The sequence below is a fragment of the Lentzea sp. genome, assembly GCF_035525475.1.
Lineage (GTDB): Bacteria > Actinomycetota > Actinomycetes > Mycobacteriales > Pseudonocardiaceae > Lentzea.
On record NZ_DATLEC010000202.1, the window covers coordinates 1 to 7,819 of the forward strand.

At 68.5% G+C, this 7,819-nt stretch carries 8 protein-coding genes; 6 read left to right on the forward strand and 2 right to left on the reverse strand.

The genetic code is table 11. The features are described 5' to 3' along the window. Positions 1-135: 135 nt before the first annotated feature. Positions 136-1,779 carry an AMP-binding protein gene (locus VM306_RS31405; protein ID WP_325521381.1) on the forward strand — a complete coding sequence of 548 codons (1,644 nt, stop codon included), beginning with the start codon at positions 136-138 and terminating at the stop codon, positions 1,777-1,779. Between the two features lie 83 nt (positions 1,780-1,862). On the opposite strand, the gene VM306_RS31410 is transcribed toward VM306_RS31405, so the two are convergent. Together VM306_RS31410 and VM306_RS31415 are read right to left on the reverse strand one after the other, a co-directional pair. Next, a complete protein-coding gene (locus VM306_RS31410) occupies positions 1,863-2,375 on the reverse strand; it encodes a hypothetical protein (protein WP_325521382.1) in 513 nt (170 codons plus the stop codon). Beyond that, positions 2,372-2,686, reverse strand: a complete 315-nt coding sequence (locus tag VM306_RS31415; RefSeq protein ID WP_325521383.1) for a hypothetical protein — start codon at positions 2,684-2,686, stop codon at positions 2,372-2,374. Before VM306_RS31415 ends, VM306_RS31410 begins: the two co-directional genes overlap by 4 nt. Before the next feature lie 89 nt (positions 2,687-2,775). Here VM306_RS31415 and VM306_RS31420 point away from each other — a divergent pair, with 89 nt between their 5' ends. From VM306_RS31420 to VM306_RS31440, 5 genes are all read left to right on the forward strand, one after another. Next, positions 2,776-3,318, forward strand: coding sequence for a GNAT family protein (locus tag VM306_RS31420; RefSeq protein ID WP_325521384.1), 543 nt, complete (start codon positions 2,776-2,778; stop codon positions 3,316-3,318). A gap of 33 nt (positions 3,319-3,351) precedes the next feature. Then, positions 3,352-5,400, forward strand: coding sequence for a threonine--tRNA ligase (thrS, locus tag VM306_RS31425; RefSeq protein ID WP_325521385.1), 2,049 nt, complete (start codon positions 3,352-3,354; stop codon positions 5,398-5,400). Then, entirely contained in the window at positions 5,397-5,945 is a 549-nt protein-coding gene (locus VM306_RS31430) for an HIT domain-containing protein (protein ID WP_325521386.1), read from the forward strand. The genes thrS and VM306_RS31430 overlap by 4 nt, the downstream gene beginning before the upstream one ends. Before the next feature lie 56 nt (positions 5,946-6,001). Further along, positions 6,002-6,181: a hypothetical protein gene (locus VM306_RS31435; protein WP_325521387.1), complete on the forward strand. Its 180-nt coding sequence runs from the start codon at positions 6,002-6,004 to the stop codon at positions 6,179-6,181. 305 nt (positions 6,182-6,486) lie between these two features. After that, positions 6,487-7,326: a helix-turn-helix transcriptional regulator gene (locus VM306_RS31440; protein ID WP_325521388.1), complete on the forward strand. Its 840-nt coding sequence runs from the start codon at positions 6,487-6,489 to the stop codon at positions 7,324-7,326. Positions 7,327-7,819 lie beyond the last annotated feature (493 nt).

A 7,819-nucleotide genomic window follows, 5' to 3' on the forward strand; every position in this document is an offset into this window, starting at 1 on the left:
CAGGTAGTTTGAAAACGTTTGCAAGGGCGGTTGTCCTGTTGTCATGTTCATTCCGCATGGAACAGCACTTGGCGTGGGCCTTGCGGACAGTTACCGTCCGAACACCTCGGGGACTTGCAGCGCGAGGAGCTGTTGATGCCAAGGTTGCGCAAGGTGTTTCGCGACGCCATGGGCCGGGTGCACTCACTCCGTGTCTTGTCCGAGGCGGGCATGGTGAGTCTCACGAACGTGAAGATGTCCATGCAGGCGCTGAGAGAGGTCCAGGTCTGGGGGCCGAACGTCACGGCGCTGCGCCGTTCCGTCCGGTTGAACCCTGACGGTGTCGCGATCGTCGACGACCGCGGTTCGGTGACCTACGGACAACTCGACAGGCGTTCCACCGCCATCGCCCAGGGCTTACGCGCGCTGGGAGTGCAGCACACGCACATCGTGGCGTTGATGTGCCGCAACCACCGCGGCATGGTCGAGTCGCTCCTGGCGTGCGCGAAGCTCGGCGTGCGCGTGCTGCTGGTCAACACGGGGTTCGGCGCGCCGGTCGTCCTCGACCTGTTGCAGCGCGAGCGGGCGTCGCTCGTCATCCACGACGAGGAGTTCACGCCGCTCTTCCACCAGCTGCCGCCGTCGATCCCGCGCTGGCTGGCGTGGTCGCGGGACGGGCTCGACCGCCGCACGCCGACGCTGGACCAGCTGGTGGCGAAGGCGCCGCGAGGAGAGCTCGACCCGCCGCGCGAACCCGGTGTCGTCATCCAGCTGACGTCCGGGACCACCGGCTCGCCGAAGGGCACCGCGCGCGAGATCAAGTCCGTGCTGACGGCGTCCGACTTCCTCGACCGGATCCCGATGAGGGCGAACGAGTCGACGTTCATCGCCGCCCCGATCTTCCACTCGGTCGGCTACTCGCACCTCACCCTCGCGATGTCGCTGGGCTCGCGCGCGGTGCTGCACCGCCGGTTCGACCCGCGCAAGACGCTGTGGTCGGTGCAGGGCCAGCGGTGCACGACGCTGGTGCTGGTCCCGACGATGCTGCAGCGGATCATGGAGCTGGACCGCTCGGTGATCGACTCGTTCGACCTGGGCCACCTGAGCGTCGTGTTCTCCTCCGGCGCGCCGATCGCGCCGGAGCTCGTCCAGCGCACGATGGCCGTGCTGGGGCCGGTGCTCTACAACCTCTACGGATCGACGGAAGTCGCCGTCGCCACCGTCGCCACGCCGGAGGACCTCGCGGCCGCGCCGTCGAGCGTCGGCCTGCCGCCGCACAACTGCACCGTGCGCCTCTACGACGAGAACGGCAACCGCATCACGCGGTCGTTCGTGACCGGCCGGATCTACGTGCGCGGCTCGCTCACCGTCGCCTCCTACACCGACGGCTCGCAGAAGGACTCCATCGACGGGCTCGTCGCGACGGGCGACCTCGGGCACTTCGACCCCAGCGGCCGGCTGTACTTCGACGGCCGCGAGGACGACATGATCGTGTCCGGCGGCGAGAACGTGTACCCGGTCGAGGTCGAGAACCTGCTGATGACGCACTACCGCGTGCGCGACGCGGTGGTGCTCGGCGTGCCGGATCCCGAGTACGGGCAACGGTTGCGCGCGTTCGTCGTGCCGGTGGCGGGAACGCGGATCGACGTGCGGGAGCTGCGCGAGTTCGTGCGGACCCGCCTGGCTCGGCACAAGGTGCCGCGCGAGGTCGTGGTCGTGCCGAAGCTGCCGCGCAACGCGACGGGCAAGGTGCTGCGCCGTCAGCTCATGGCGATCCGGCTGGGCCCGCAGGCCCAGTGAGCCGGGCGTTCCCGGTCTGGAGGTGAGCGCACGACCCGCGTCGTCGGGGTTCGGGCGGAAACGCGGGTCGTGCGCTCGGTCGGTCACCGCTCGAAGCGGTCGCCCCTGTCCCCGCGGTCGCCGAACGGGCCGCGCCGGTCGGACCTGTCGCCGCCGCGGTCGGGTCCGCGGTCGCCGCGCTCGTGCATCCGCACGTGGCCGGGGCCGCCGCGGTGGTCGAACCGGGTGGCCGCTCCCACGATGCCGCCGCCGAGCACGAGGCCCAGCAGGCCCACGGCGACCAGCTGGGTGGCGCGGTGGCCCGCGAAGCGCCTCACGCGGCCAGGAGCGGCCGGTGCGACGGCGACGGGTGCCGCTGCCGCCGGAGGGGGCGGTGCGGCCGCTGGATGCTCCGCGGCGGGGTGCTGCGGTGCCGCTTCCGGTTGTGCTGCTGTTGGTTGAGGTGCGGTCGGTTGTCGGACTGTCGGTTGCTGACCAGGCGTGGCCGGTGCGTCGGCCGGCAGCGGGGTCGTCGCCTGCTCCGGTGCGGGCCGGGCCACCCGCGGGTCGTTGCTCGACGGCTCCTGCGGTGGAGGCGTCGGTCCCTGCTCGCTCATGTCCTCAACGATGCGCCGTCCGGCTGAGCTGGGGCTGACAGCCACCTGTTCGTTTCCTGAAGCTCGCCGACGTCGCGCGCGGAGTTCAGCACGGGCCTGGAACCAGCGAAAACGTGCCGCTGGTCGGCGTAGGTGGCAGCGAGGAGCTCGTCGTCGAGAACCCCGGACCACAGGAAGTGCAACGTGGTGCGCGTGCCGTCACGGGCGTCGCGCCGCGCGTAGTGGTCGCGCAGGTCGGCGTACAGCAGGCGCAGCTCGTCCCGGTTGGACTCGGTGAGGCGGACCGGGCATTCGACGACGAGGTCGTGCATGTCGGTGCTCCATTCGGCGGGCCGGAGACACGAGAGTGCTCGCCAGGACCCGCGGGCGCATCCGAGAAAACACTCAGAAGTGGCTGGGTATGAATCTCGACCGGCACAAACCGCTTGCGCCCACCAGCTTCAATCAGACCATGGAACTCGTACCCCTCCGCATGGAGTTCGCGCGGGCGATGGCAGCCGGCGGCCCGAACGACGATGAGGTCAACCGCCTCACCGGCACGCACCGCACGTTCACGCTGGAGGATTACGAGGCGTACATCCAGCGGACGCTGAACGATCCCGACCGCTACACCCGTGCCATAACGGAGGACGGGAAGTACCTCGGCGAGGTCGTTCTCACCATCAATCCGGACAACCGGTCCGCGGGCATGCGGATCGCCTTGTGGGACGGTTTCGGCAAGGGCTACGGGACAATCGCGATCCGGCACGTCCTCGACCACGCGTTCACCGAGCGCGGCCTGCACCGGGTCGATCTCGAGGTGTACGACTTCAACCAGCGGGCCATCCACGTGTACTCCAAACTCGGCTTCCGGGAGGAAGGCCGGTTGAGGGACGCGCTGCTGTGGGACGGCGTCTTCCACGACGCGATCGTCATGTCCATCTTGAGCACCGATAACATCTGATCCGCACACCCAACACTTCCGCTAGGAGTCATCGTGTCCGAGTCGCGCCCAGCAGTCGCCCAGAACCCACCGCGCGTGGTGGTAGCGGCGGGGACGACGGCGGGCACGGCCGTGCGCGAGGCCGGTCTGCCCGGCAAGGGGTCCGACGCGATCGTCGTCGTGAAGGACGCCGAGGGCCACCTGCGCGACCTGTCGTGGACCCCGCGGGTCGACGTCGAGGTCGAGGCCGTCGCCGCGGACACCGAGGACGGCCGCAGCGTCATCCGCCACTCCGCCGCCCACGTGCTGGCGCAGGCGGTGCAGCAGCAGTTCCCCGAGGCCAAGCTCGGCATCGGCCCGCCGGTGAAGGACGGCTTCTACTACGACTTCCAGGTCGAGAAGCCGTTCACGCCCGAGGACCTGCAGGCGCTCGAGAAGCGCATGAAGCAGATCATCAAGTCCTCGCAGCGGTTCTCGCGCCGCGTCGTCGAGTCCGTCGACGCCGCCAAGGCCGAGCTGGCGTCCGAGCCGTTCAAGCTGGAGCTCGTCGACATCAAGAGCGATGTCGACACCAGCGAGGTCATGGAGGTCGGCGGCGGCGAGCTGACGATCTACGACAACCTCGACCCGCGCTCCGGCGAGCAGGTCTGGGGCGACCTCTGCCGCGGCCCGCACGTGCCGACCACCAAGCACATCCCGGCGTTCAAGCTGACCCGCGTGGCGGCGGCGTACTGGCGCGGCAACGAGAACAACCCGCAGCTGCAGCGCATCTACGGCACCGCGTGGGAGTCGGCGGAGGCGCAGGACGCGTACCTGGAGCGGCTGGCGGAGGCCGAGCGCCGCGACCACCGCAAGCTCGGTGTCGAGCTGGACCTGTTCTCGTTCCCGGACGAGATCGGCTCCGGCCTCGCGGTGTTCCACCCCAAGGGCGGCATCATCCGCAAGGCCATGGAGGACTACTCCCGGCAGAGGCACACCGAAGAGGGCTACGAGTTCGTCTACTCGCCGCACATCACCAAGGGCAACCTGTTCGAGGTCTCCGGCCACCTCGACTGGTACAAGGACGGCATGTACCCGGCGATGCACCTCGACGCCGAGCTGAACGAGGACGGCACGGTCCGCAAGCCTGGCCAGGACTACTACCTCAAGCCGATGAACTGCCCGTTCCACGACCTGATCTTCAAGTCGCGCGGCCGTTCGTACCGCGAGCTCCCGTTGCGCATGTTCGAGTTCGGCGGCGTCTACCGGTACGAGAAGTCCGGTGTGGTGCACGGCCTGACCCGCGTGCGCGGCATGACGCAGGACGACGCGCACATCTTCTGCACCCGTGACCAGGTGCGCGACGAGCTGAGGTCGTTGCTGACGTTCGTGCTGGGCCTGCTGCGCGACTACGGCCTCGACGACTTCTATCTGGAGCTCTCCACCAAGAACCCGGAGAAGTACGTGGGTTCGGACGAGATCTGGGACGAGGCGACCGAGACGCTCGCGTCGGTGGCCCAGGAGTCCGGTCTGGAACTCGTGCCCGATCCCGGTGGCGCCGCCTTCTACGGCCCGAAGATCTCGGTGCAGTGCCGGGACGCCCTCGGCCGCACCTGGCAGATGTCGACCATCCAGCTCGACTTCAACCTGCCGGAGCGGTTCGAGCTGGAGTACACCGGGCCGGACGGCTCGCGCGTGCGCCCGGTCATGATCCACCGCGCGCTGTTCGGGTCGGTGGAGCGGTTCTTCGGCGTGATGACCGAACACTACGCGGGCGCGTTCCCGGCGTGGCTCGCGCCGGTGCAGGTCATGGGCATCCCGGTGACCTCGGAGAACGCCGACCACCTGTTCGCGGTGCGCGACGTGCTCAAGCGCAAGGGCATCCGGGTCGACGTCGACGCGTCCGACGACCGCATGCAGAAGAAGATCCGCAACCACACCCTGCAGAAGGTGCCGTTCATGCTCCTGGCCGGCGCCAAGGACGTGGAGGCGAACGCGGTGTCGTTCCGGTTCCGCGACGGCACGCAGATCAACGGCGTGCCGGTCGAGCGGGCCGTCGAGCAGATCGTCGACTGGGTGGGCCGCCGCGAGAACGCCTCGCCCACGGCGGAACTGCTCTCGTGACGCCTGAGTTCGTGCCGCAGGACGGTGTCGGGGTCCAGGACGCGTTGCAGCGCCTGTGGACCCCGCACCGCCTGTCCTACGTGCAGGGCGCGGGCAAGGCGGACGGCGACGAGCCGGCCGGGTGCCCGTTCTGCCGCGTGGTGACGCTGTCCGACGAGGACGGTCTGATCATCGCGCGCGGAGCCGAGGTGTTCGCGGTGCTGAACCTGTACCCGTACAACCCCGGTCACCTGATGGTGCTGCCGTACCGGCACGTGCCGGACTACACCGACCTGACGCCGTCGGAGACGGCGGAGTTCGCCGCGTTCACGCAGAAGGCGATGCGGGTGGGCAGGCACGTGTCGTCGCCGCACGGGTTCAACGTGGGCATGAACCAGGGCGTCGTCGCGGGGGCCGGGATCGCCGCGCACCTGCACCAGCACGTCGTGCCGCGGTGGGGCGGGGACGCGAACTTCATGCCGGTCATCGGGCACACCAAGGTGCTGCCGCAGCTGCTGGGGCAGACCCGGCAGCTGCTGGCCGACGGCTGGAAGGCAGTCGACTGATCGTTTGTCGCCCACTATCGGTTGACTTTCGATAGATGAAGAGCGATAGTCGATCTATGCTGCGACTCCTGCTGTCCCTGGCCGCCTGCGTCCTCGTCGCCGCGCTCGGCGTCGGCGCGCTCATGTACGCCCAGTACGACGACGCTCCCGGCCTCGGCCTCATCGCGTTCGTGCTGATCTTCGGCGCGATCGGCTTCGGTGTGCGTACGGTATTGCGTGCGCGTAAGCCCGTTTGACGCTCCCGCGCTAAACGACCCGTTTAGTCGTTGAGTGAGCGAGTGAAAGCCGTACCAATTGTTGGACAAAAGAGTGACAAAAACCACTCACGTTGTCCGGCCTGGACAATCCCTCTCGTTTCCACATGGCCAGGAATAGCTTCGGTTACAACTTTCGGGTGCATTTCTGTGGTCGAACGAGACGTAACGCCAGCACAAAGCGATTCCAGGTAGGTGAGATCACCCACCTGGAGGTGCCCACTGCTAGCCAAGTCCCCGCCTATGGCCGATTCTCTCGCCGAGTGCGAATGGATACGGTGCGAACCATGACCGCACCTGAGCGTTCGCGATTAGCGAGAGAACGGCTTTCGCGTGAACTACGCCGGTTGCGCACCGAGGCGAAGATGACCGGCACGGCCACCGCCCGTGCCACCGGGATGAGCCAGTCCAAGCTGTCGAAGATCGAGAACGGCATGCTGCTCCCGTCCGTCACCGACGTGGAGCGTCTTGTAGCGGAATTGGCCGCCACGAGAGAGACGCGCATCGAACTGGTCGAACTCGCCAGATCGCTGCACGCCGAGGCGGAAACCCGCCGCGTCGTGCTGCACCGAGGAGCGCACCGCCACCAGCAGACGATCAGCCGCGTGGAGGCGCGGGCGGCGACATCGAGGTTCTTCCAGGTCAACCTGGTGCCCTCGCTGCTGCAGTCCGAGGCCTACCTGCGAATCGTGCTGGGGACGATGCCGCCGTCGGAGCAGGAGGCGGCGGTGGCGGCACTGCGCGTGCGCCGTTCCCGGATGGACGACCTGGCCAAGCAGTTCGTGTTCGTGCTCTCCGAAAGCGCACTGCGCTGGCGGATGGGCTCGCCCGAGCAGATGGCGGAACAGATCGAACACCTGGCCGCACTGCAACGCAGACCGAACGTCCGCCTCGGCATCGTGCCGTGGACGGCGGACGCGAACGTCGTGGCGCTGCACGGCTTCCACATCTACGACGAACGCGTCGTCACGGTCAGCGTGCTGACGGGCAACGCCACCATCACCGACCCGTTGGACGTGCGGGAGTACCTCGCGCTGTTCGGGCGGTTGGAGCGGATGGCGGTGCGGGGGGAGGAGTTGCAGGCTCTGCTGAAGCGGATCGCCGAGGATCATCGGCGGCTCGGGTAGGGCTTGGCATCAGGGGGTCGTGACGGGGGTGAGGGGCTGTTCGCGGGTGCTGTCGCTGTGCGGGACGGTGCTCGCCGGCCCCCGCTCGCACCGGCAACCTGCCTGCGGCGCCTTCGTCCTGTTTGCCTCGAACACCGGGGACCCCGTTGTCGGAATGGTGACATTGCGACAAGTGGGTCTCTGACGGCCTGACTTACTGGCCCGCGTTACCTCGCTCAGCCTTCGCGGTTGTCACGTCTCGCCAACAGCGCCCGTGCGGGTGCCGCCTCTCCTGCGAACCGCGCCGGCGCAGCAGCTCGGCCTCAGCCGCGCACTCGCCGCAGCCCGGCCTATCCGCCGCAGCCCCGGCTCCCGCGGCGCACCTCCCGTGGCCTGCCTCCGCCGCGCACTCACTGCAGCCGGCCACCCGCCCAACCCACCCCGACCGCGCCTGCCGCGGCCCGCCCCATCACCCCGCCCACGCGCCTCACCCGCGAGAAGTGCGTTTCAGCAG

Bases quoted from the DNA above. Each gene is read 5' to 3' on its own strand.
- VM306_RS31405 (WP_325521381.1), top strand. From the start codon at position 136: ATGCCAAGGTTGCGCAAGGTGTTTCGCGACGCCATGGGCCGGGTGCAC.
- VM306_RS31410 (WP_325521382.1), bottom strand. From the start codon at position 2,375: ATGAGCGAGCAGGGACCGACGCCTCCACCGCAGGAGCCGTCGAGCAAC.
- VM306_RS31415 (WP_325521383.1), bottom strand. From the start codon at position 2,686: ATGCACGACCTCGTCGTCGAATGCCCGGTCCGCCTCACCGAGTCCAAC.
- VM306_RS31420 (WP_325521384.1), top strand. From the start codon at position 2,776: ATGAATCTCGACCGGCACAAACCGCTTGCGCCCACCAGCTTCAATCAG.
- VM306_RS31435 (WP_325521387.1), top strand. From the start codon at position 6,002: ATGCTGCGACTCCTGCTGTCCCTGGCCGCCTGCGTCCTCGTCGCCGCG.
- VM306_RS31440 (WP_325521388.1), top strand. From the start codon at position 6,487: ATGACCGCACCTGAGCGTTCGCGATTAGCGAGAGAACGGCTTTCGCGT.